This window comes from Thermodesulfobacteriota bacterium (genome assembly GCA_034189135.1).
Taxonomy (GTDB): Bacteria; Desulfobacterota; Desulfobacteria; order Desulfobacterales; family JAUWMJ01; genus JAUWMJ01.
In genome coordinates this window covers 24,213-47,259 of sequence record JAXHVO010000103.1, presented here as the reverse complement: position 1 = coordinate 47,259, position 23,047 = coordinate 24,213, and the positions used below count along the sequence as shown (strand labels likewise).

Below are 23,047 nucleotides of genomic sequence, written 5' to 3'. Positions count from 1 at the left end.
AACTAAATTGAGCGATTTTCTGCTCGATCTGTGACGGTTAGCTGCGCAAAAAGCCTTGGCATATCTACGGATATTCCTGTGATTTTTGCAAATTCCTGTGCACTAGGATATCAGCACCTAACTTTAAAAACATCGCTCAAGTCGGGTTGAATTGTTCCTTATTTCGTTCTTGATTGGGGAATTCTTGTCACTTCGTTTTTTTCCGGGTCTCCTTTTATAATTGAGCACTGAGGGTAGTGTATGCTGAAAATCTTAAGCAAATGGTTAAATATCTACCAGGATGAAAGGAGACTGTTTCTGTGGACTGCCGTTCTTCTTTTTCTCATCCGTACCTCCGGTGTTCTTTTTAATAATTTTGCCGAGACCGCTTTTTTAAAGAGATTTGGTGTCGAGTACCTGCCTATTGTTTACATGGTCAACTCCGTATCTACATTTGTGATTATGGGGTTTATGGTAGGACTTATGGGCAGGCTTCAGGGAAGCCGACTGTTGACATATCTGCTTTTATTTTGTGGTGCTTCTGTGGCAGGGCTCCGTCTGATTATTCCTCTGGACATCGATATTCTATACCCCATGCTGTTTATCTTAAAGGCCCAATATGAGGTTTTGCTCGGACTTGTTTTCTGGAACCTGGCCAACGATCTCTTCAATACCAGGCAGTCCAAGCGCCTGTTTCCGCTGATCACGGCTGGTGGAGTCTTAGGAGGCGTCATTGGCAGTTTTGCCACCCCTTTTCTGGCCAAGACCATATCTATGGACAATCTGATGCTGGCCTATCTTGGCACGACTTTACTGGGTGCGATTACCGTGAAAAGCATGAGGGTTCATTTTCCGACTTTGCTGCTATCGGACAAGGTTCCCCCAAAAAGAAAATCACGCACTTCTATCATTGAAGAATTTAAGAAGGTGATTCCTCTTATCAGAGAATCCAGGCTGGTTAAAATCCTGATTATGCTGACCCTCATGCCCAATATCGTTATCCCCATCATAAATTACCAGTTCAATTATGCAGTTGATCAGTCATTTGGTAATGAAAGGACCATGATCGAGTTTTTTGGCTATTTCAGGGGCATTCTAAATATTATCAGCCTGGTTATTCTTTTGTTTATCGGAAAACTTTACGGCCGATGGGGACTGCCGGTTGCTCTTATGTTTCATCCCATTAACTATATGTTTGCCTTCATCGCTTTTTTGCTGCGCTTTGATATTTTTTCGGCCATGTATGCAAGGATATCCACCAATGTTTTGAGAACCACCATGAATGTCCCTGCCACCAACATCCTGATGGGTCTTTTCCCGGAATCATATCGGAATGTGATCAGGCCGTTTTTACGGGGGACCGTGGTGCGGATTGGAGTACTGATGGGTGCGGGATTCATCATGTTTTCGGAGGGACTCGTCCATCCCAGGTATCTTTCTGTGGTAGCGATGATCTTTGTGGCGGGGTGGATCATCACCACTTTTTTCCTCAAGAGAGGATACTCGAAAATTCTGCTCGACTTGATATCCAGAAATATGCTGGACCTCAAGTCCATGGAAGAAAAGGACGTCGGCCATGTCTTCAATGACAAAAAAGTGCAGAACCAATTGGTTCAGGCCTTTTTGTCTGCCAAAGATAATGACTGCCTGTGGTATGCCCGTTTGCTCAAGTCGCTGGAGGTGCAAGGGCTGGATGGCTATATTCTTTCCACCCTTAAAAACCAGGGGACCATGATCCAAATAGAACTTCTTTCTATGCTTTCGCCGCAGGCAGGGGATGAGGCTATCCGGGTATTTAAGGAATTGGCCGAACCGGGCAGTCCGGACCTCATGGTTGCCCTTGCCAAAGCCGCGAACCGGCTGGATTCCAAGCTCTCATCCGATTTTGAAACGGAAGTCTTTAAAACCGCAAAATATCCTGAAGTCAAGGCCTATGCGGCCGCAGGCCTTTATCATCAAGTTCCGGAAAAGTACCGGGAAATGATTGATACCTGGCTCGATGAGGATGATATTGCCGAGAGAAGGGCAGGGGTCATTGCAGCCGGAGAGTCCGGAGAGGATACGTACATTCCCCGGTTGAAAAACATGCTGGGCGAACAAAAAAATGACCCCATCCTATCATTTATCCTGGCAGGCCTTAACCGGCTTGGGGCTTCCGAAAGCAATGCTTTTGTTGGTAATTATCTTTCCCATACCATGGAATCCGTACGCATGGAAGCCCTGGAGGCTTTTGAAATAGAGGATGATGACGATTTGCGAGCAGTTATTGCCCTTTTGAACGATCCGTCAAATCGCGTCCATGAAAAAGCAAAACACAAGCTTGAAAGTTCTTCCTACCAGAACGCCCAACTGCTGGTTGAATCCCTTATCATACCACGACGTAAGGTCCGGGATGGCCTTTTTTATTTACTGGAATCAATGGACATAAAGGATTTGGATGTGTTTCGGGCCGCTCGTTTTCAGCTTGAAAGAAGTTACCGAAACATGGCTGAGGCAGAAACCGTACGCCTTCTTCCGGTGAGTCACGAGAGAGACTTGCTTTTGGATCACCTGGAGCAAAAAAGTAAAGTACGCCTGGAAAATGCGTTAAGGGTGCTGGCCTCACAGGATCGTTCCGGTCAGATGCGGACCATCTGGCGAGGAATTTCATCAGCCGATCTCCGTCAGAGATCAAACAGTGTGGAAGCCCTGGATGATTTGTTAGACTCCTCTTTATCCAAAATTATGATGCCCCTTCTGGAAGGCCTTTCTACATCCCAGTGTTTGGCAGTGGGCAGAAAAAAGTTTAAATTGCCTAATTTTGCTTCTGATCCAACTGCCATATATCCGCACCTTCTAGCCAAACAGAACTGGGTGACGGTTGTTCTGACGCTGTATTTGGTCTCGCATCAGGATGTCGATGAGGCGGTTAAGGAAGCTGTTGAGAACCTAACCGGGTCCGATAAGATTTATGTTTGTCAGATGGCGCAATGTGTCTTTGATCTGAATCAGGTTCGCCCCATAGAAAAGGAGGATGGTATGGGAACAGGAATCAGTGTCCCTGACAAGATTATACATTTAAGGAATATTCAGATATTTGAAGGGCTTTCAATTACCGAACTAGCAGCCGTGGCATCTGTGACGGAAGTGAGCGTATTTCAGCCCGGAGAGACGGTGATCAAAGAGGGTGAACCCGGAGAGATCATGTATCTTATTATTGACGGCGAAGTGTCTGTCAATAAAGGCCAGGCGAAAGACCATGAGATTGAACTTGACCGCATCAGCGTTGGAGATTATTTCGGTGAAATGGCTCTTTTTGAAGACATACCGCGTTCTGCGACCATCCGTGCTGAAGAACAGACCCGCCTCTTGATGCTCAACAAGCGGGATTTTGCCGAAATTGTAAGGGAATATCCCCAGATCGCCCTTCATATTTGCCGGGTGTTGGGTGCCCGCCTCCGTAAAACGCATGAGAAATTGAATTGTTATGAAAACGAGAGCGACGGCTAATATCCTGCTGGTCCATCCACCGGTGACCAGCCCGACAATGCCACCATGGGTTTTGGCCCATGTGGCAGGAAACATGTCTGGCAGTGGAATTTGTATCGAACCATATGATGCCAATCTCGATTTTTTTATAAACCATTTTCTTACTTCAGAGACTCTGACCGGTCTCATAGGTGTAATTGAAAAACGAAACACCCGGGGGGATTATAACGGAGTTGACTCATATACCGCCGCTTTACTGGAAGATCTAAACTCAAACCCGAGACATTGGAAAGATAAAATTGCCGGGGCAGACCACAGTCTCAACATAATTAAAACAGAAGACTTCTATCGTCCGGGACCATGCATGGTGGCCCTGAAAGACATAAACGACTTACTGGCCTTGGGCTCCCTTGCCTTTTACCCCTCTCGTGTTCGATGGAACGGTTTTTCTAACCTTGCGGTGAAGGACTGGAACGGGGTAGAGGTATTTGTAGAGGATGAGAAAAAGAATCCCTTTGTTTCATTTTTCCGCAAGCGGCTGGCCCGGCGGATCGCCCACCAGGATGTTGAATTTATGATTCTGACCGTAGGCGTTTCGGACCAGTTACCGGCCGCTTTGACCATGGCTTGCTTTGCCAAAAAGCTGAGGCCTGACCTTCATGTGGCCCTGCTGGGTGATGGCAAGATAGTTGGGGATGCTGCGGATTATATGGACAGCCTGCTGCAGGAGACCGACCTGAGCTGGCTTGTTGCGTTAGTCAACAGATTCGGGGAAAGCGGCCCTTCAGAACAATCAGCGGTGCCCGACTATAACGGTCTGCCGTTAAAAGACTATCTGGCTCCGGCAGCCATGCTGCCTTTAGAGGAACTTACCGACTCCCGGACCGGTTTAATCCTCCCGGCGAACTTATTGAACATATTGAAAAAGCAGGCGCAGGATACCGGAGCATATGGTTTTCTAATTGCGGACGATCGCATGACGCCTGACTATATGGCCGAGATGGCCGCTGAGATGGCCGGTGAATCGCCTTCTTTTTGCCTGAGTTTGACATGTTTGCTGGATCACACGGCATGCACGGAAAATTTGGCTGCCGCCTGTCAGGCCGGTTTGAAGATGATACAATGGCACCATCCCGCCGGACAGCTCGAACGCCTGACCAAGTCCCTGTGGAACCTTTCCAGGGCGGGGATATGGAATCACATAATGATTCCACCAAGATCGAAGAGGACCCTGATCCGGGAACTGATGCGTTTTCTGGGATTCAATCCCAACATTGTCCATTCCTGGGGCCGCCTTATTTCCTCTGCGTCACCCTTTGAAAGCCCAATTGATCAGAATAAAGAAACACCAGCGGCTTACACTCAGGTTGCCCCATTACCCGGCAGATCTTTTTGGAGCGGACTGAATGATCCGGCCTATCTGCTGCTTTATGTGGACAGATATGGTGTCAAAAAGGTAACTCAGTGGCGGGTAGAGGAAGATGGAGTCTCGGTCTACCATCTGGGAGAGAAAATGGTTTACCATTTTGTTAAGCCCGGGGAGCTTCCACCGGGATACCTGGACGAAATCTGCCGATTGGTAGAAGCTGGGGGATCGGTGGGAACGAAGTGGGTCAGGTACAATCTCGAGCGGGCCTTTTTGATCGGTTATGTCCTTGAACACGATGTGATCGTGGGAAATTCCAGCTTGAAACATCCCAGACTCGAGTATGTGGAGGCGGTCAACAGAAAGTCAGGTCTTGATCTCAGTCAATATCTGGAGCGTGGCTATACATCGGTTAGGCCCGAATATCGAGGCATGGGAATAGGTACCAAGCTCCTGGAGGGTCTGACCGAAAGAATCGGAAACAGAAAGCTTTTTTCGATTATCGGTGAGGATAATGTGGCCACTCAGAAGATTGCCCTGCGTAATAAAACAAAGCGAGTGGCCACCTTTTACAGCCAGACCCTGAACAAAGAGGTGGGAGTCTGGATACCGGAAGGGATGCTTTAAGTATTCAAACCAATAGTTATGGTTATGAACCTAGGAATCATTTCAGTCAGGGATCGTGATTATCATCCCAACAGACGGTTAGCAGAAGCGGCTGCTGAACAGGGCCACCGGATAACCCTTGTCCACCCTTATAAGGTGTGGCCTGTGCTTAAAGGCGGTAAATATAGCCTTGCCGGTGGCAAGGATATGAAACCTCCTGATGTAGTTTTGCCACGCCAGGGTGCCACCATAGGGGATTCCTGCCTGTCTTTGATACGGCATTTCAGCCTTATGGGGATTGCTTTGGTAAACGACCTGGAATCCATACTCCTGACCAAAAACAAATTTCTTACCTTGCAGGCCCTGACTGCGTCACGGATTTATGTTCCTGAAACGGTGTTTATTAACGCACCCGAAGGTTTTCAGACGGCCGTTGAGCAACTGGGGGGATATCCTGTAGTGGCCAAGCAGGTCAGCGGCAGGCAGGGAGAAGGGATTGTCCTGGTAGAGACGAAAGAGGACCAAAAGCGGGTTGTTCGCCGCCACCTGGACAGGAGAAAAGGCCTGTTGGTACAGCGTTTTATTCCTCCTGGCGGCCGTCGGGACATACGTGTTATGGTTGTGGGCGGGAAGGCCGTCGGAGCCATGGAGCTGAGGCCCAGTGGGGGAGACTTCAGGGCTAACTTCCATCTGAGCAAAGAGAGTCGGTTGAAAGATCTGTCACCTGAAGAGGAGAAGATTGCTCTGAAGGCGACTGCTGCAGTGGGTCTTGAAATTGCGGGAGTGGATTTAATTATGGATAAAGATGGAATGATAAGTGTCATAGAGGTAAACTATTCACCCGGCTTCAAAGGGCTGGAGTCTGCTACAGGCCTGGACATTGCCGGTAGAATTGTGAAATACGTTGCCAGTAGATACGCCGGCTAATAAAAAGGTCACACGGAATTCCGGTTTCAGCGGAAAGCTTTGAACCTTTGAGTGCTGGCAAAAAAGGGACGAACCATGCGTATCACCCACCTGAAGACAGAGAATGGGAAAAAATTGACGCGAGTGAGCGCGGATGTCGATTGGGAGGATTGTGATCAACCGGCCCGGAAAATTTATATTGAGACAGAAAATAAATTTGCCGGGGACTTTTCCTGCAACCCCCATGCTTTTCTGGTCGGTTGTCTGATACCCGCCATGCATTTTAGAGAAAAAAGAATCCGGTTGGAAGCTGAAATTTGTCCGGGACTACGGGAAGGCTTGAAAACGGTGATGGCTTTGATGGAATATTGGTCAGATGGCGCATACCGACCGCTAAATATTGAAACCGGCATCAGTTCTGCTATACGACGCTCAAACGACCAGAGGCGAGCAGGGATGTTTTTGTCCGGAGGAATAGACTCCCTTGCCACGCTGCGGGTCAACAGAATGAACTTCCCCAAGGAACATCCCGGATCCATAAAAGATTGCCTGCTTGTTCATGGATTTGATATAGGGGGGGTTGTTGAAAGAGGCATGAAATACCACGTTTTCGAAAGAGCCAAAACCGCCATGTCCCTGGTGGCGGAAGATGCCGATGTGACCCTTATTCCGGTTTATACCAATATCAGGCATTTGTGTGATGAGCGGGACCTCTGGCTGAATAAGTTTTTCGGGGCGGTTCTTGCTGCAGTGGCCCACACCTTTGATGCAAGACTCGGTTTGGTGAACATTGCTTCATCCTATGATATACCCAATCTGGCTCCATGCGGTTCGCATCCGCTCCTTGACCCGGAGTATTCCAGCTTTGATTTGAGAATCAAACACACAGATCTTCCGCTATCGAGGCTGGATAAATTAAACATAGTGGCCGATTGGGATGTGGCTTTTCAGAATTTCAGAGTGTGCCTGGCAAATGTAAAAGATAGATTGAACTGCGGAAGATGCGAAAAATGTGTGCGAACCATGACTGAACTTGTGTCCATTGGGGCTCTCCACAAAACCCGGGCATTTGTGGAAAATGATGTTTCTCCTGAACTTTTTTCAGGTTTTGACATAACCATCAGACACAGGGCGCCGTTTTACCAGGCAATACTTCCCCGGTTAAAACAACGCGGTCGGGACGACCTGGTGCAAACCATTAAAGGCAAGCTGGAAAAGTGATACCCGTTCATGAATTCTTACGTTACTAAAACACGCCCTTCGGGTGTGGATGCTTTGCATAGCGTTGTCGTTTGCCTGATGATCATTGCCTTATCAAATCAGCTATGCTATGAGAGCTTAGCCAAAAGGGATTGAGCTTCCTCTGTTGAGGCGGTCAGAAAGGTTTTCTAATACATTAAAGACCTGTGGTGAGTTTACGGTTTCAATCGTATGCTTGTAAGCCCTTAGGGAGGATTATGAGAATCGCTTATCTAATGGATAGTTTGGAGTCAATCGACCCGGTGAATGAGACCACCAGTTATTTGATGTACGAGTGCAATCAGAGAGGGCATACCGTCTATTTTCTCGAGCCCCATGATGTTTACATCCGTAAGGATGAGGTTGTGGCAAGAATGCGCAACATCACGGTGCCTCCCGATCTCTCCATGAAAAAATACTGGCGTTCTCTAATAAGCTGCACCAAAAAAGAGGAGCTTATTTTTGAAACCGTTACCGATCTTGACGCCCTGTTTCTCAGGAAGGACCCGCCTTTGATATACCAGACCATGGAATTCCTAGCGCCGGTAAACGATAAGGTGTTTATGATAAACAGTACCACCGGGCAGATTCTTGGCAACAGCAAGCTTTACACCCTCAACTTTCCTGATATCATACCGGAAACCCATGTTTCCAGAGATCCGGCGCGTCTCAGGAAGATTATTTATGATTTCGGAGGGGCGATGGTAGTGAAGCCTTTACAGAGATACGGCGGTGAAGGGGTCATTAAGGTTAGTATTCGGGATCGTGACAATCTGAATTCACTGATTAATTATTATGTAAGGGCATATCAAGCCTACCCGGAAAGAGATCCGATCATGGTTCAGGAATACATAGATGGGGCTCAAAGGGGGGGGGATGTAAGAATCCTTCTGCTGAACGGGGAAATCCTCGGGGCCATGACAAGAAAACCCCGAGAAGGTGACTTTAGAACCAATATCCATGCCGGCGCCAGAGCATATAAACATGATATAACCCCCAAGGAGAGAGAAATCTGTGTGGCCATCAAAGACCGGCTGGTTGAAGACGGGCTTTATTTTGTCGGTGTCGATGTGCTCAGGGATAAACTGGTGGAAATCAACTGTGTCAGCCCGGGGGGAATTCCCCGCATCAATCGGCTGAATAATGTAAAGCTCGAAGCTAAAGTTATTGATTTTATTGAACAGAAAGTAAAAGAGCGCCAAAGGAAAAAGGAGCTAAATTGATGATCCTGACCTGTTTTTGGGGAAAATCCTTCTTTAGAGTGATACGGTTTTTGGTATTTGTCCTGATTTGTATGATCGGTTCAGGGTTTTCAGCTTCCAGTGCCAGTGCCGCTGGCATCCTTAAAATCGGTCTGATGGATGAACCCAAGACACTCAATATCTGGCTGGCCAGTGACAAATGGTCCGGCAGGGTCCTCTCACTGATGTACCAGCGTCTTTATATACGGGATCCCGACACATTGGAGCTTGTTCCGTGGCTGGCTGAAAAAAAACCTGTGTATGATGAATCGACCATTTCATATACCGTAGAGCTAAGACCGGCCAAGTGGTCAGACGGCTCCGAATTTACCTCCGAGGATGTGGCGTTTACCGGACGACTCATAAAAGAATTCAAGGTACCCAGGTACCGAGCCAGGTGGAAGTTCATTAAAAAGATCGAAACCCCCGATAAACGCACCGTTATATTCTATCTTGAGAAACCGATGGCTGTTTTTACCACCCGAACGCTGACTTCCCCCATCGTGCAAAAAAAAGAGTGGGCGCCGGTGGTTGAAAAAGCCAGAAACAGCGAAAAGCCTCTCACCACATTACAAAATTACAAGATAAAAAAGCCGGTGGGCACGGGGCCTTTTGTATTGAAGCAGTGGCGTCAGGGGGCATTTCTTTTTGTCCAGAAAAATAAACACTTTTTCGGAACCGGTCATAACATAGACGGCCGAATGCTGGGCCCTAACATTAGCGGGATTATTTTCAAATTTTTCGGCACGTCTGATGCCGCCATCCTCGCCCTGAAAAAAGGAACCATGGACATGTTCTGGTGGGGCATTCAGGCAGGGTATCTTGAGGACCTTAAAAAAGTACCTGGAATAAGGCTGTTTTCTAACGAAAGAAGTGCCCTTTACTACTGGGGTTTCAATCTCAGAAAACTGCCTTTTAGCGACGTGAACCTCAGGCGGGCCATTGCCGTACTTATTGACAAAGACTTTATCATTACTCGTATTGTACAGGGGCACGCGACCCGGATGAATTCTGTCATACCACCCGGCAACAAGTTCTGGCTCTGTAGTGATTTGCCCCGCTACGGCGAAGGGATTAGCCGGGAGGAGAGGATCAAAAAGGCCTATGAGATTCTGAAAAAGACAGGGTATACCTGGAAAGTACCACCGGTGAATGAGGCAGGGAAGTTGGTCAAGGGCCAGGAAATCCGGCTTCCAAACGGAGAACCGATGAAAAAATTCAGTATTTTAACTCCACCTGCTGACTATGATCCACTTCGGGCCATGAGCGGGATAATTATTCAGGAATGGCTCAAAGAAATAGGCATTCCTGTCTCAGCCAAGCCGATGGCTATGGGAGCTTTACTCCAAAAGGTCAAATCTCAGCATGATTTTGATGCCTTTATACTGGGCTATGGAAGGCTGGATATTGATCCGGACTGGATGAGAAAGTTTTTCCATTCAGGACAGGACAAAAAGCGAGGTGGCAACAAAGCCGGGTACCACAATCTTGATTTTGACAGAATTGCTGATGAATCTGCTGCAACCATGGATAAGGAGAAGCGGCGGAAATTGATTAAGGAAATGCAAAGGATTATTTTACGTGATGTGCCCTACATTCCTCTGTATACTCCGGATTTGATTGAGGCGGTGCGAGAGGATAAATTCACCGGGTGGGTGGAAACGCTTGAAGGAATTGGGAATCTCTGGTCATTTTGTGAGCTTAAAGCAAAATAGGGCAGGTGATCCTAAAATAAATCAACCTTATTTCAGTGGATAGGTGTCCCCTAACATGGAATTGTGGAAATATATCAGCCGACGACTGATTCAGATTAGCATTATTTTTTTTGTGATCATTACGGTCCTGTTTTTGCTTTTCCGGCTGGCCCCCGGAGATCCTGTTTCAAGAATGGTAGATCCGGATATGACGCCGGAGGATGCGGAATACCTTATCTCCCAACTGGGACTCGATAAACCCCTGGGGATGCAATATCTCTATTATGTGAAAAACTTTTTCACCGGTAATTTTGGTGAGTCCTTTCATTACGGTCAACCGGTAATTGAAATTATATGGGATCGGTTGCCCAATACCATTTTGTTATTTACCACATCCATTATCCTGGCCGCCCTGGTCGGTGTATTTTTGGGCAAAATTGCATCGTGGCACAAGGGTGAAACCACCGATACGGTAATGACCATCGGTGCATTGGTCACCCATACTGTTTTTCTTCCATGGTTAGGCCTGATCCTGATCTGGGTGTTTGCATACAAGATGGACTGGTTTCCCATCACGGGTATGCTCTCAGAGGAGATATGGCTTGACCCGGATGCCGGTATCTTTACCAAGCTTTTTGATGTGATCCACCATATGATTCTTCCCCTGACCACCCTTTTTCTGGTACATTTCGGCTCCTATCTGTTGATCATGCGCAGCAGTATGCTGGAAACGCTTAAAGAAGATTATATACTGACCGGAAGGGCCAAGGGTCTCCCGGAAAAGGTGATTCGAAACCATCATGCCGCACCCAATGCGGCCTTGCCTGTGGTGACAAGTGTGGGCCTTAGTCTGGCCTTTTCCATTAACGGGGGCGCCCTTACTGAAACAGTTTTTACCTGGCCAGGCATAGGCAGGGAGCTTGTGATGTCAGTAAGCCAGAACGATTACCCTCTGGCCCAGGCCTGTTTCCTGCTTATTGCCATCGTGGTTCTTGTTTCCAATTTGGTGGTGGACACCCTTTACGCCTACCTTGACCCGCGGATACGATATTGAATCATTTGATGAAAACGAATATGGAGAAATCTCATACAAGGCATTTAAAGAAATTCCCCTGGATGGATCGTCTTAGGGGCGGGTGGGCAATCTATAAGAAAAATCTCCTTGGCAGGATAGGTCTCAGCCTGCTGGTGATGTTTGCCGGGATGGCCGTTTGCAGCTTTATTCCACCCCTGATAGACTCCATGTACCAGCCCATGACAGGAGTGGACCCGGAAATCACCCAATCGACGGGCCCGAGCCTGCGACACTGGCTGGGGACCGATTTCATGGGCCGGGATATCCTGAGCCAGCTCCTGGCCGGCGCCCGGGTGGCTTTTCTGGTGGGAGTGTCAGCCGCATTTATGAGTATTGTTCTTGGTACGGCCATAGGAATGATTGCCGGGTATATGGGGAGATTTGTTGACACGCTTCTGATGCGACTGGCAGACATGATCATGGTTATGCCGACCATGCTTGTGGTACTGATGCTTGCCGCGTTATTTGGTAAGCTTACCATTTGGACCATTGTTTTGATCATTGCATTGTTCCGCTGGCCGGGGGTCTCCAGGGTGATCAGGGCCCAGACCCTTTCCCTGAAGCACAGGCCTTTCATTGAAGCCGCAAGGGTGGCCGGGGCTTCACATCGCAGAATCATTTTCAGGCATATCATGCCAAACGTATTGCCGCTTTCCTTTCTTTACATGACTTTTAGGGTTACCTCGGCGATTATCATTGAGGCGGCCTTGGCCTTTTTAGGCTTTGGGGATCCCAGTACGGTCAGTTGGGGCATGATGCTTCAGTGGGTGTGGAAGACCGGACATATGTTCAATGCCCCATACTGGCTTTTGCCACCGGGCATTTGTATCTCCCTGATCACGTTGGCCTTTTATATGTTGGGTCGGGCCATGGATGAGGTGCTTGACCCGAGATTGAGGAAGGAGGCAGGAGTCGATTAAAATGGCATTGCTACAAGTAGAAAACCTGAGTGTCGGTTATCACACCCAAAAGGGCTATCTCCATGCAGTGGAAGATGTCAGTTTTTCATTGGAAGAGGGAAAGTCCTTTGGTTTTGTCGGAGAATCCGGATGTGGAAAGACCACCCTGGGTATGGCCCTTATGAGGCTTCTCCCCCCCAATGGGTTGATTCGGGAAGGCCGCATACTTTTTGATGGTGTGGATCTCTTACAAAAGCCGGATGAAGAAATGAGGAAAATCAGGTGGCAGAAAATAGCCATGATCTTTCAGGCCGCCATGAACGCTTTGAACCCGGTCCACCGAGTGAATGAACAGATTGCAGAGGCCATACTTACCCATCATGCTTCTCTTGACAAAAAAGAGGCATTTGAACAGGTGGAAGTGCTTTTTCGACTTGTTGGAATACCTCAAAACCGTATGAGAGATTATCCTCACCAGTACAGTGGGGGAATGAAGCAACGGGCAGTCATCGCCATGGCACTGGCCTGCAAACCCAAGCTGATTATTGCAGATGAACCCACCACCGCCCTGGATGTGATTGTTCAGGATCAGATTCTTAAGGAGATCATGAAGCTGCAAAAAGAATTCGGGATCAGCATGATCTTTATTTCCCATGATATCTCCATCGTGGCAGACGTGTGCCACGATATCGGTATTATGTATGCGGGCAAGTTGGTGGAACACGGTTCCAGGGAAGAGGTTTTCAGTCATCCGATTCATCCTTACACCAAGGCGCTCTTGTCATCTTATCCGACGTTGACAGGGGAAAAGAGCCGGCTTGCACCCATTCCGGGTGAAACGCCGAACCTGATCCACCCACCTCCCGGGTGCCGTTTCCGTGACCGCTGTCCTACCGCAAAGGCGGAATGTAAAATTGGAGAAGCGGTGTGGATTGAAAATTCACCGCGGCACAAAACCCTGTGTTATCAGTGTGGTTCGGATTGTAAGTAAGGATCAAGATGAACAACGGTAAAGAAACCATTATTGAGCTGGAACGCATAGTTAAAAAATACGCATCCAGGGCATCCTTTTTTGGTGCGCGAGGGAAGGATATCATTGCGCTCAATATGATATCCATCAAGATATTAAGGGGAGAGATATTTGGTCTTGTGGGAGAAAGCGGGAGCGGTAAGACTACAGCCGGTCGCTTAATTGCCCGACTGGAAAAACCGGAGCAAGGCAGAATATACCTGAAAGGCCTTGAAATGGGAGTGCTCAAGGGAAAGGCATTGAAAAATTTCCCTCGCAAGGTCCAGATGATCTTTCAGGACCCTTATCAATCTCTCAACCCCCAGCTTTCGATCTTTGATACGATCTCAGAGCCCTTGGTTATCCATAAAATAGGAAATGCCAAAGATAGAGAAGACAAAGTGTGGCAGATAATGAAAGCAGTCGGTCTTTCTCCGCCCGATGATTTTGTTAACCGTTATCCCCATCAACTCAGCGGTGGTCAGAGGCAAAGGGTGGCCATTGCCAGAGTGATGGTGTTGAACCCTGATTTTGTGGTCGCCGATGAACCGACTTCCATGCTTGATGCCTCTATCTCGGCCCAGATCTTCAACATTCTGCTCGAGATGCGGGAAAAATTTGAAGTCACCCTTCTGTTTATCACTCACAGTCTGGCGGCTGCCCGCTATCTGTGTGACCGTATTGCGGTGATATATAAGGGAAATATGATGGAACTGGGGAGTGCAGATCAGGTGATACAAAAGCCCAAACATCCCTATACCCAGGCCTTGATTGATGCGCTGCCCAAGTTTGGGCGGTCCGCTGAGCCAAATCAAAATAATACCTTACTTTCTTTGGAGAGAGAGGCGGTGGAACATACAGGATGCCCTTTTTTTACCCGGTGCAGGGTTGCCAATAAAACCAAATGCCGACTGGAAAGACCCCTTTTAAAAGAAACGAATGATTCCCACTGGGTGGCTTGTTTTTATGCGACCAATGGGGCTAAGAAAGGTTGTTGAAAAAGGATTAAACGCCTATTGCTGATTTTCCCTGGGGATTCACAGGCCCGAATTATATTTATGGCAATCACTATAATAGATTGAAAAGGTACGGACCAAGATGTTAAAAAAAGTAAAAACATTAGCCTTCCTTTTTTTTATGGTTGTGCTGGCATACTTTTTTGCGCCTTACCCGGTGCTTGCTTCCGAGCCGGTTTTTCACCATCCATTGGGTATGGAATTCGTCTTAATCCCGGCAGGAACATTCACCATGGGGAGCCCGCCGGATGAGCCGCATCGGTCAAAAACCGAGGCACAGCATCCGGTTACAATCAGCAAACCTTTTTACATGCAGGACACTGAGGTGACCCTGAAACAGTGGCGGGCGATCATGGGAAAGAGGTTCTTCGGCCGGCGAAAGGGGACCGGTGATATGCCGGTAGCGCGGGTGTCGTGGTATGATTGTATGAAATTCATAAAAAAGCTGAATGCACGGGAAAAAGGGGTTTATCGACTGCCGACAGAGGCGGAATGGGAATACGCCTGCAGGGCTGGGACAACCACTGCCTATAGCTGGGGGAGCAGGATTGATTGCAGCAGGGCTATGTACAGCAATAACCGCATCAAATCAGGGGAATGTCTTAATTATGTAAAATCACGGGGAATGGCCTTTGATGGTGCGGTTCCGGTAAAGAGTTATCCCCCCAATGCCTATAGACTTTACGATATGCATGGCAATGTGTGGGAATGGTGCATTTACCGGCATGAAGATTACCGGACACTTGCCGTGGCAGACCCCCTGGGGACTGACTTGGGAACCAGAAAGATACGACGGGGAGGGAGCTGGTTCGGGCCGGGATACTTGTGTCGTTCTGCCAATCGGAATGTGGGTCATCCCGCCAGCAGATATCGTACCACCGGTTTCAGACTTGTCTGGACTGAGTCGGGCGATTTGATTGGCAAGGCAAAAGAAAGAGAGCGGAAACCAATGGAAGAAGAAGATCAAGATGGTCCCTAACTCTCCCTGTATGCGTTTACCAACTGGCCGAAAATACCGCTGAATTTATTGCCTGTCTACAGAGAAAAAGATGAGTCTCAGACCAAGAAAGTACTGATTGGCAAAGGCCTTTAGGTATTGCATGGTGCAGCTATACCCCGGGTGTATCTATTGCCAAACCCTAAAATGTGATTATACTAATAAATAAGGTTATTTTTAACTACTCAGGGGGATAGGCTGAAGACGGCGAGAAAAAGAAGTATTGGGAAATCACGTTTGGTGAAAAAATCAGATATTTCTGCCAAAGTACGGCCAGCGTGGTTTCTGACCCCTTCAGCTTTCAGGATTACTAGCTTCAGCCCTGCTACATGAGTGGTCACCATTATATTGAAATTTCAAACTCCCTTTATCACAACGATCTCATAGACACACTATAGAGATACGATAAAAGATCGAGGGTTTGCAGATACGTTATTAAGAAAGGAGGTATCCGATGTGGGAATATACTGACAAAGTGAAAGATCATTTTCTTAAACCCCGTAATGCCGGGGAAGTGGAAAACGCCAATGCTGTTGGTGAGGTGGGCTCCATGGCATGCGGCGATGCTCTCAAACTCAGTTTAAGAGTGGATGAAAACGGTAAGGTCGCGGATGCCAAATTCCAGACTTTTGGTTGTGCGAGCGCCATTGCTTCCGCATCAGCCCTTACTGAGATGCTTAAGGGGAAGACCGTGGAGGAAGCGGACAAGATCACCAATCAGGATATTGCCGACTTTTTAGGGGGTCTTCCAAAAGAAAAGATGCACTGCTCCGTACTTGGACGCCAGGCTCTCGAGCAGGCGCTTGCCCAATACAAGGGTGAACGAGTAAAGCAACAAGAGGGTGAGATCGTCTGTGAATGTTTTGGCGTGACCGACCGGGAAATCGAGAAGGCGATAAGAGAAAATGACCTTTCCACGGTTGAAGAAGTCACCAACTACACCAAAGCCGGAGGCGGCTGCGAGAACTGCCATGACAACATCCGAGAAATCATTGCCACGGTAAGAGCTGAACAAAAGCCCGTGGTCAAACCCAAATTGACCAACATCCAGAAAATCAGGATGATCGAGGAGACCATTGAAAAAGAAATCAGGCCGTCTTTGAAGCATGACGGCGGGGATGTTGAGCTTATCGATGTGGTAGGAAACCGCGTTCTGGTCGCCAAGCGGGGATCCTGTGCCGTATGCCATGCTTCTGAACAGACTTTTAAAAACCTGGTGGAAAAAAAGCTCCAGGAACTGGTCTTACCCGAACTGGTCGTTGAGGAGGTGGCCCAATGACAACCATTTACCTTGACAACAACGCGACAACCCAGGTGGCACCGGAAGTACTGGAAACCATGCTGCCCTATTATGACGATTTTTACGGCAACCCTTCCAGTGCCTATTCCTTTGGTGGTCAGGTGGACAGCAAGATTCGGGAGGCGCGGGAGCAGGTGGCGACCCTCATTGGTGCCATGCCTGAAGAAATCATTTTTACCAGCTGCGGATCGGAAAGTGACAACACGGCAATCATGTCCGCTATGTCCACCGAGACCGGGAAGGCCCATATTGTTACCAGCAGGGTGGAACATCCCGCCGTTAAGGTTCTTGGCACCCACCTATCCAATAAAGGGTATCGGTTGACCGAGATTCCAGTTAACAGAGAAGGACAACTCGACATGGACCGTTACCGAGATAGTCTTACCCGTGATACAGCCATTGTCAGCCTTATGTGGGCCAACAATGAAACAGGGGTTATCTTTCCGGTGGAAGAGGCCGCAAAAATGGCACGGGACAGGGGCATTATCTTTCATACCGATGCGGTTCAGGCAGTGGGTAAAATACCCATTGATATGAAGAACAACACCATTGATATGCTCTCATTGTCGGGCCACAAGATCCATGCGCCCAAAGGGACAGGGGTTCTCTATGTGCGCAAGGGAACCAGGTTTTCTCCTTTCCTTATCGGAGGGCATCAGGAAAAGGGGCGAAGAGGAGGAACTGAAAACACCGCCAGTATTGTTGGATTGGGAAAGGCCTGTGAACTAGCGGCCCGGAATATGGAGGAAGAGAACACCCGGGTAAAATATTTACGAGATAAACTGGAAAAAGAGATCCTAAATCGGGTCCCCAACAGCCGACTTAACGGAGAATCTTTGAACCGTCTTCCCAATACCAGCAACATCAGTTTTGAATTTGTGGAAGGTGAAGCCATTCTTCTGTTGATGGACGAATTAGGTATCTGTGCTTCTTCAGGGTCTGCCTGCACATCCGGGTCCCTGCAGCCTTCTCACGTCCTTCGTGCCATGGGGGTGCCATTCACCATGGCCCACGGTTCCATTAGATTCAGCATGAGTATATACAACAACGAGGAAGAGATCGATTTTGTGATTGATAAGATTCCCCCCATCATTGAGAAATTGAGGAACCTGTCCCCATACTGGAAACCGGATGGGCAGACCTGCACCACGGATGTTTGAAGGATTTAGCTTAAAAGGGAATGGTATTAGCTATGGATGTTTCATACAAAGAGGATCAGTGTAAAACCGAGGTTGCCGCCACAGAACGGTTCCGTGAAGAGATTCCGGCCATTGTGGACAAACTGGTGCAAACCTGTGACAGCGGAGAATGTTTTGATCATGTGGGCCCGGAACCCGTTCCTTCGAAGAAATCGATCATAGACCTGATTGAACAGGCGAGACGCATCCTTTATCCGGGTTACTTTATCCGGTCAAGGGTGGACGAGGTGAATCTCAGCTACTATTACGGGCAGGAAGTGACCGCATTTTTTGAGGCCTTTTCCCAACAGATTACCCTTGCGATCAGGCATGATTGTCTTCGCTATAATCAACCCTGCACCCATTGCGAAGAACGAGGCCAGGAATCTGCAATCGATTTCATCCGTGAAATGCCTATGTTGAGGTCTCTGCTGGCCAAGGATGTCCGGGCAACGTATGAGGGCGATCCGGCTGCCAAGGGTTATGACGATATTATATTCAGTTATCCCGGGCTTTTTGCCGTTACAGTATATCGCATGGCCCACCAGCTTCATCATCAGGACATTCCCTTGATCCCGCGTATTATGTCAGAATATGCCCACAGTCTGACCGGGATCGATATCCATCCTGGCGCCCATATCGGAGAGAGTTTCTTTGTCGATCATGGCACCGGCGTGGTGGTGGGTGAGACGACAGAGATCGGGAATCATGTGAGGCTATATCAGGGGGTAACCCTGGGGGCATTGTCACTGCCGAGAAATTCAGCGGAAGCACTCAGGAGCAAAAAACGCCACCCCACCATTGAGGATGATGTGACCATCTATGCAGGGGCTACCATATTGGGAGGGGATACGGTGATCGGCGCTCGTTCAGTGATTGGTGGGAATGTTTGGATTACCGATTCGGTGCCGCCGGATAACAAAGTCTTTCTGAAAAAACCCGAACTGATCTTTAAGGAAAAATCTTCTTTAGGAACGTAACAAAACCCGAAAAAAGAGGGTGTTGAAAATGATCGAGATCTTTAGTGATATTACCCAAACAACCGGTTCCACCCCCCTGGTTCGGCTGAACTGGATTTCCAAGGGACTCCATGCCGATATTCTGGCCAAACTGGAATTCAAGAATCCTCTGGGCAGCGTCAAAGACCGAATTGGCCTGGCCATGATTGAGGCGGCCGAACAACAAGGTCTCATCGGCAAGAATACCCTGATCATTGAACCCACCAGCGGGAATACAGGGATTGCTCTGGCCTTTGTCTGCGCGGCCAGGGGATATCGGCTTATCCTGACCATGCCCGAAACCATGAGTGTGGAGAGGAGAAAACTTCTCAGGCACCTGGGCGCGGAACTGGTCCTCACCCCGGGAAAGGAAGGGATGAAAGGGGCCATCAACAAAGCTCAGGAAATTCTTTCCGAGTCCGCCGACGCCTATATGCCTAACCAATTCAGCAATCCGGCCAACCCCGAGATCCACCGGATGACCACGGCTGAGGAGATATGGCGAGACACAGCGGGGGGTGTGGATATCCTGGTTGCCGGGGTGGGAACCGGTGGAACCATCACCGGGATATCTGAGGTGATCAAAGAGCGAAAACCATCCTTTACATCCGTGGCGGTTGAACCAGTCGATTCATCTGTCCTCTCCGGGGGCGACCCCGGTCCCCACAAGATCCAGGGAATAGGAGCCGGCTTCATCCCTGAGGTGCTAAATACCGGGATTATTGACGAGATCGTCACCGTAACCAGTGACCAGGCTTTTGAAGTTGCCAGAGATCTGGCCAGACATGAAGGAATTTTATGCGGTATTTCCTCCGGTGCTGCGGTCTCGGTAGCCCTTGAAATAGCCAAACGCTCTGAAAACTCGGGAAAACAGATTGTGGCTGTCCTGCCCAGTACGGGTGAGCGGTACCTGAGCACCGATCTCTTCCAAGACGACTAAAATCCCATCTTTTGCATTGGCAATGGCGTTTCTTTCTTTACGTGGGTAGCTGTTTATAGTAATTCTCAAAAATATGTCCCGTTTTAAATGAGGAAACTGTCTGAGTGTATTAGAAATCGTTGAGAAAGAACTTAAGTGCAATATGGTTAATTTATTGAAGTAGTTGTAGTATTGAAATTAATTATAATACAGACAATTAGTTCTTTCTTTACGATTTCTTATATACGAGTTTTTCATCGTTTAAAACGGAATATATTTATGAGAAACAGTATAGCGACAATTCGGCACGATGCCACCCAGGTTGCAGTTCTTTTGTGCTTGACCGACAAAAGAAATTATTCTATAATCTTTCCATAAAAACAATATGTTATCATATATTGAAATGTGTTGCCAATTCATTTTTGGTATTTTCAAGCGATCCTTTTCGGCTGCGATCCTTTCCGGCTTGACATCGCGGCCGGTGGGTGCTATCATATGGTTAATATTACCAAACCCTGATTCATCGAAGATCGTGGAATGGAAGATGATATGCCATTAGATCCAACGAACTTCCAGCAAAGATATTTTAAAAAAGTCGTCCGCCAGAATATGGAGGAGATCACCCTGGATGCGGAAATGATCCGTCTGCTGATGGTTATCGATGAAAATAAAAATATCTCCCAGGTCGCCAGAGAAGCGGAAATGAATTTGGCGCAGGTCAGAGATGTCCTCGTAAAACTGCTGAAACTGGAGCTGGTGGTTCCGGTTAAGAAAGATATTACTTACCTAGAACAATCTTTTATCACATTCCTAAAAACAAAATTGAGTGAATCAGTGGGACCCATGGGACAAATATTGCTGGAAGACATTCTGGATGAGATGGGTCTTCAAATAGACAGAATTCCTGTCAACGCCGCACCCAATTTTGTAAGGAATATCGCCAGAGAAATCCCCCAGGAAGAAAATCGTACTCTGTTTGAGACTGCGGTTTTCTCCCGGATTCCCAATGTCTGATAACCAAAGATAGGAGCTTGACGAATGAAAATACAATGCGAAAACTGCGGGAAAAAATACAGAATTGATGAAGGGAAAATTAAAGGACCATCGGTTAAACTGAGATGCAGGGCATGTGAACATATAATGGTGGTGGAAAAGCCGGCACCGGAAGGAGAAGATCTCGTTGATTTTGGCTCCATCGCCGCTTCGCCGGAAATAGATCGGCCGCATACCGATACTACCACGTCAAGCGCAGGCAGATCTGCTGAAACAGCCCATGCCGGGTTAGGTGCGGAAGCCGAACCCGCCCCCAAAAAAATACGTTTTGGTCTATTTTTCAAAATTGTTATTCTGATGTTGGTCGCCAGTCTTCTCCCCCTGGGAGTTTACTGGTCGATTACCTTTAACAAAACCAGTGACCTTTGTCTGGAGAATGCGGAAACTTTCATGGCCCAGACCGGCCTGGGAGTGAAAAATCAGGTGGATGAATGGATCGATAAAAATGTTAGGGTCCTCAACACCGCCGCCCGACTTCCCGAAATGATCGCCATGGACCGTAAACGCCAGGAACCGGTACTAAAAGCCATTCAAAAATCATATCCGTGGATGTATCTGGTATTCACAGTGGACCCCAACGGGTTCAACACGGCGAGAAGTGACGGTAAACCGCTGAAAGACTATTCGGATCGACAGTATTATAAGGGAGTGATTCAGGGTAAAAAAGTAAGCTGGCAAACCCTGATCGGAAAAACATCAAAAAAGCCGGCGCTGGTTATGGCCGTACCGATTCTTAAGGCCGGTCGTATCGTCGGTGTGATGGCCATGGCCTCCACCATCGACGACATTTCCAAAGGTGTGGCCCGGTGGCGCCACGGAAGAACGGGTTTCGCCTTTTTGGTGGACGAAACCGGTAAAGTGGTTTCTCACCAGAGAAAACGATATGTGATCCAGCAGAAAAATCTGAACACCCATCCGCTGATTCAGGCATATCGAAAAGACAAAAGGGCGAAAACGCTCCAATTTAAAGACGAGCGTGGCCGGGAAGTATTGGGGCATGTTCTGGGTAATCAGTACGATTGGGTACTGGTGGTACGCCAGGAGGCCCAGGAGATCCATGAGCCCCTCAAAGGTGTTCAATATTTTTTCTACATTCTGCTGATTGCCACTATTTTAGTGGTTTCCATCATTGCCTGGTTTTTTGCCAGGACTGTGGTCAAACCGATCATGACGTTGACCGATGTGGCGGAAAGAATGAGTCTTGGAGAACTCGATATCAGCGTCGATGTCAAATCCAAGGATGAAATCGGTCTGCTGGCCCAAGCCGTTGAAAGAATGCGTATCAGCCTTAACCTGGCCATGTCCCGATTGCGACGAAAGCGGTAGAAACGTTCCATTGGGCAGAAAAAGCGCCTAAAAAAACGACGAGCCCGCTTTGTTACATAACTGAGACCTTTGAAAAATCGCTATTTTTCAAAGGTCTCTTGTTTTTATATCCCTTTCAATCAGTTCGCAATTCCCATCGTTTAAAAGCAAATCACCGGTGCGGTTTTCTGATTTAGCTTGAATATTCATTTAATTTCATTTATAAGCCAGACATGTTTCTTTCATGATCTCCAGCGTATCTATTTTTGCAATTAATATGACGCTGATTTTCATAAAAGATTATTATTTCAAATAGTTGTCAAAAAAGCATTCCCCAAAGGTTTGCTGGAGGAGGCACTACATTGGAAGATTTATCAGTTCTGTTCGTCGATGACGAGGTGGGATTTTTGGAAACAATTTGTAAGCGCATGAAAAAACGTAATATTAAAGTACATGGGGTTGAAAGTGGTGAGGAAGCGCTTGCCTTTTTAGATAAAGATTCGGTGGATGTGGTTGTGCTTGATGTGAGGATGAAGGGGATGAATGGTATTCGGACCCTGGAGGAAATCAAAAAGAAAAAGCCTTTAATCGAAGTGATCATGCTTACCGGTCATGCCAGTGTGGAGGTGGCCATTCAGGGTATGGAGCTCGGTGCTTTCGATTATCTGATGAAACCGATGAGTTTAGATGAACTTCTTTACAAACTTCAAGATGCATACAAGAAAAAAAATATACAGGAAGAAAAAATAAAGAAACTGGGAGGTGATAGGGTGACTTAAACGAGGTATTTGTTTTTAAG

18 protein-coding genes are annotated in these 23,047 nt (G+C 47.7%); all 18 read left to right on the top strand.

The genetic code is table 11. From position 1 onward, the window contains the following. Positions 1-240 precede the first annotated feature (240 nt). The 18 genes from SWH54_15185 (at position 241) to SWH54_15100 (ending at position 23,027) form a co-directional block, all read left to right on the top strand. The gene (locus tag SWH54_15185) at positions 241-3,468 is read left to right on the top strand and encodes an Npt1/Npt2 family nucleotide transporter (protein MDY6792604.1); all 3,228 of its coding nucleotides are present in this window, start codon (positions 241-243) and stop codon (positions 3,466-3,468) included. Beyond that, positions 3,446-5,440 (top strand): hypothetical protein, encoded by a 1,995-nt coding sequence (locus SWH54_15180; GenBank protein MDY6792603.1) that lies wholly within the window; start codon positions 3,446-3,448, stop codon positions 5,438-5,440. Before SWH54_15185 ends, SWH54_15180 begins: the two co-directional genes overlap by 23 nt. A gap of 24 nt (positions 5,441-5,464) precedes the next feature. Continuing rightward, positions 5,465-6,346 carry a RimK family alpha-L-glutamate ligase gene (locus SWH54_15175; GenBank protein ID MDY6792602.1) on the top strand — a complete coding sequence of 294 codons (882 nt, stop codon included), beginning with the start codon at positions 5,465-5,467 and terminating at the stop codon, positions 6,344-6,346. A gap of 75 nt (positions 6,347-6,421) precedes the next feature. Next, a complete protein-coding gene (locus SWH54_15170) occupies positions 6,422-7,546 on the top strand; it encodes a hypothetical protein (GenBank protein MDY6792601.1) in 1,125 nt (374 codons plus the stop codon). A gap of 236 nt (positions 7,547-7,782) precedes the next feature. Further along, positions 7,783-8,787, top strand: a complete 1,005-nt coding sequence (locus SWH54_15165; GenBank protein MDY6792600.1) for a glutathione synthase — start codon at positions 7,783-7,785, stop codon at positions 8,785-8,787. Further along, the gene (locus SWH54_15160) at positions 8,787-10,520 is read left to right on the top strand and encodes an ABC transporter substrate-binding protein (GenBank protein ID MDY6792599.1); all 1,734 of its coding nucleotides are present in this window, start codon (positions 8,787-8,789) and stop codon (positions 10,518-10,520) included. Before SWH54_15165 ends, SWH54_15160 begins: the two co-directional genes overlap by 1 nt. 55 nt (positions 10,521-10,575) lie before the next feature. Further along, positions 10,576-11,553 (top strand): ABC transporter permease, encoded by a 978-nt coding sequence (locus SWH54_15155; GenBank protein ID MDY6792598.1) that lies wholly within the window; start codon positions 10,576-10,578, stop codon positions 11,551-11,553. A gap of 20 nt (positions 11,554-11,573) precedes the next feature. Then, on the top strand, positions 11,574-12,494 hold the full coding sequence (locus SWH54_15150) for an ABC transporter permease (protein ID MDY6792597.1): 921 nt from the start codon (positions 11,574-11,576) through the stop codon (positions 12,492-12,494). Between the two features lies 1 nt (position 12,495). Further along, complete coding sequence (locus tag SWH54_15145; protein MDY6792596.1) at positions 12,496-13,464, top strand: ABC transporter ATP-binding protein; 969 nt, start codon at positions 12,496-12,498, stop codon at positions 13,462-13,464. Positions 13,465-13,472: 8 nt separating this feature from the next. Then, a complete protein-coding gene (locus tag SWH54_15140) occupies positions 13,473-14,480 on the top strand; it encodes an oligopeptide/dipeptide ABC transporter ATP-binding protein (protein MDY6792595.1) in 1,008 nt (335 codons plus the stop codon). 100 nt (positions 14,481-14,580) lie between these two features. Continuing rightward, positions 14,581-15,477: a formylglycine-generating enzyme family protein gene (locus tag SWH54_15135; GenBank protein ID MDY6792594.1), complete on the top strand. Its 897-nt coding sequence runs from the start codon at positions 14,581-14,583 to the stop codon at positions 15,475-15,477. Between the two features lie 472 nt (positions 15,478-15,949). Further along, positions 15,950-16,774: a Fe-S cluster assembly protein NifU gene (gene nifU, locus SWH54_15130; GenBank protein ID MDY6792593.1), complete on the top strand. Its 825-nt coding sequence runs from the start codon at positions 15,950-15,952 to the stop codon at positions 16,772-16,774. After that, positions 16,771-17,955, top strand: coding sequence for a cysteine desulfurase NifS (gene nifS, locus SWH54_15125; protein MDY6792592.1), 1,185 nt, complete (start codon positions 16,771-16,773; stop codon positions 17,953-17,955). The genes nifU and nifS overlap by 4 nt, the downstream gene beginning before the upstream one ends. Before the next feature lie 20 nt (positions 17,956-17,975). Then, complete coding sequence (gene epsC / locus SWH54_15120) at positions 17,976-18,953, top strand: serine O-acetyltransferase EpsC (protein ID MDY6792591.1); 978 nt, start codon at positions 17,976-17,978, stop codon at positions 18,951-18,953. Between the two features lie 28 nt (positions 18,954-18,981). Next, positions 18,982-19,911 carry a cysteine synthase A gene (cysK, locus tag SWH54_15115; protein MDY6792590.1) on the top strand — a complete coding sequence of 310 codons (930 nt, stop codon included), beginning with the start codon at positions 18,982-18,984 and terminating at the stop codon, positions 19,909-19,911. 528 nt (positions 19,912-20,439) lie between these two features. After that, on the top strand, positions 20,440-20,904 hold the full coding sequence (locus SWH54_15110; protein MDY6792589.1) for a hypothetical protein: 465 nt from the start codon (positions 20,440-20,442) through the stop codon (positions 20,902-20,904). 24 nt (positions 20,905-20,928) lie between these two features. Further along, on the top strand, positions 20,929-22,269 hold the full coding sequence (locus tag SWH54_15105; protein MDY6792588.1) for a cache domain-containing protein: 1,341 nt from the start codon (positions 20,929-20,931) through the stop codon (positions 22,267-22,269). 341 nt (positions 22,270-22,610) lie between these two features. Continuing rightward, the gene (locus tag SWH54_15100) at positions 22,611-23,027 is read left to right on the top strand and encodes a response regulator (GenBank protein MDY6792587.1); all 417 of its coding nucleotides are present in this window, start codon (positions 22,611-22,613) and stop codon (positions 23,025-23,027) included. The last annotated feature ends 20 nt before the right edge of the window (positions 23,028-23,047 follow it).

Coding starts and splice junctions, on each gene's coding strand:
- SWH54_15185 (MDY6792604.1), top strand. CDS start 241: ATGCTGAAAATCTTAAGCAAATGGTTAAATATCTACCAGGATGAAAGG.
- SWH54_15180 (MDY6792603.1), top strand. CDS start 3,446: ATGAAAACGAGAGCGACGGCTAATATCCTGCTGGTCCATCCACCGGTG.
- SWH54_15175 (MDY6792602.1), top strand. CDS start 5,465: ATGAACCTAGGAATCATTTCAGTCAGGGATCGTGATTATCATCCCAAC.
- SWH54_15170 (MDY6792601.1), top strand. CDS start 6,422: ATGCGTATCACCCACCTGAAGACAGAGAATGGGAAAAAATTGACGCGA.
- SWH54_15165 (MDY6792600.1), top strand. CDS start 7,783: ATGAGAATCGCTTATCTAATGGATAGTTTGGAGTCAATCGACCCGGTG.
- SWH54_15160 (MDY6792599.1), top strand. CDS start 8,787: ATGATCCTGACCTGTTTTTGGGGAAAATCCTTCTTTAGAGTGATACGG.
- SWH54_15155 (MDY6792598.1), top strand. CDS start 10,576: ATGGAATTGTGGAAATATATCAGCCGACGACTGATTCAGATTAGCATT.
- SWH54_15150 (MDY6792597.1), top strand. CDS start 11,574: ATGGAGAAATCTCATACAAGGCATTTAAAGAAATTCCCCTGGATGGAT.
- SWH54_15145 (MDY6792596.1), top strand. CDS start 12,496: ATGGCATTGCTACAAGTAGAAAACCTGAGTGTCGGTTATCACACCCAA.
- SWH54_15140 (MDY6792595.1), top strand. CDS start 13,473: ATGAACAACGGTAAAGAAACCATTATTGAGCTGGAACGCATAGTTAAA.
- SWH54_15135 (MDY6792594.1), top strand. CDS start 14,581: ATGTTAAAAAAAGTAAAAACATTAGCCTTCCTTTTTTTTATGGTTGTG.
- nifU (MDY6792593.1), top strand. CDS start 15,950: ATGTGGGAATATACTGACAAAGTGAAAGATCATTTTCTTAAACCCCGT.
- nifS (MDY6792592.1), top strand. CDS start 16,771: ATGACAACCATTTACCTTGACAACAACGCGACAACCCAGGTGGCACCG.
- epsC (MDY6792591.1), top strand. CDS start 17,976: ATGGTATTAGCTATGGATGTTTCATACAAAGAGGATCAGTGTAAAACC.
- cysK (MDY6792590.1), top strand. CDS start 18,982: ATGATCGAGATCTTTAGTGATATTACCCAAACAACCGGTTCCACCCCC.
- SWH54_15110 (MDY6792589.1), top strand. CDS start 20,440: ATGCCATTAGATCCAACGAACTTCCAGCAAAGATATTTTAAAAAAGTC.
- SWH54_15105 (MDY6792588.1), top strand. CDS start 20,929: ATGAAAATACAATGCGAAAACTGCGGGAAAAAATACAGAATTGATGAA.